This window comes from Mycobacterium hackensackense (genome assembly GCF_025822555.1).
GTDB classification, from domain to species: domain Bacteria; phylum Actinomycetota; class Actinomycetes; order Mycobacteriales; family Mycobacteriaceae; genus Mycobacterium; species Mycobacterium fluoranthenivorans.
Map to the genome: position 1 here is coordinate 1 of NZ_JACKUC010000001.1, position 763 is coordinate 763.

The following is a 763-nucleotide window of genomic DNA, read 5'->3' on the forward strand; positions in this document are numbered from 1 at the left end:
CCGACCGATCCCCCCGCCCGACGTCGACGATCGCTGCGATCTCACGGACGCGTTGAACCGACTGTCGCCGAAGCAGAAACAAGCCGTGGCGTACCACTACCTCGCCGGTCTGCCGTACGCCGAAGTGGGAGCCGTCATCGGCAGCAGCCCCGAGGCCGCACGCCGATCCGCATCCGACGGTATCGCCGCACTGCGGCGCACCTTCGCGAGCACACCCGCCACACCTGGCACGAAAGGACAACACGCATGACCACCGCCGACCGGGAACTCATCCGCAGTCTGACCCGAAGCGTGAACCCCAGCGCCGACCACCTGGCCGCGCTTCAGACGCGGCTGACCGCCGACGCGCAACGTGACGGCGTACTCGACATCGCCTATCGCATCCTCGACAGCCCCGTCGGGCCGCTGCTGGTCGCGGCCACCGACCGGGGACTGCTCCGGGTCGCGTACGCCGGCGAGGGGCACGACACCGTCCTGCAGCAACTGGCCGACAAGGTCAGTCCGCGGATCCTGCCCGACAACGACCGGCTGGACGCCACCGCACGCGAACTCGACGAGTACTTCACAGGCGCACGTCGCACCTTCGACCTGCCGCTGGACTGGCGGCTGTCNGCAGGGTTCCGCTGCACCGTGCTGCGCCGGCTGCCCGAGATCGAATACGGGCACACCGCCAGCTACGCAACCGTCGCTGCGCTCGCCGGCAACCCCAAAGCGGTCCGCGCCGTGGGCACCGCGTGCGCCACCAATCCGCTACCGGTCGTCG

2 protein-coding genes are annotated in these 763 nt (G+C 69.8%); both read left to right on the top strand.

Annotated features, from left to right (window positions below; genetic code table 11):
• On the top strand, nucleotides 1-250 hold a 250-nt coding region (locus H7J86_RS00005), incomplete at its 5' end, for an RNA polymerase sigma factor (RefSeq protein ID WP_276064853.1).
• Nucleotides 247-763: methylated-DNA--[protein]-cysteine S-methyltransferase (locus tag H7J86_RS00010; protein ID WP_267288587.1), on the top strand; the 517-nt coding region annotated here is incomplete at its 3' end. The genes H7J86_RS00005 and H7J86_RS00010, both read left to right, overlap by 4 nt.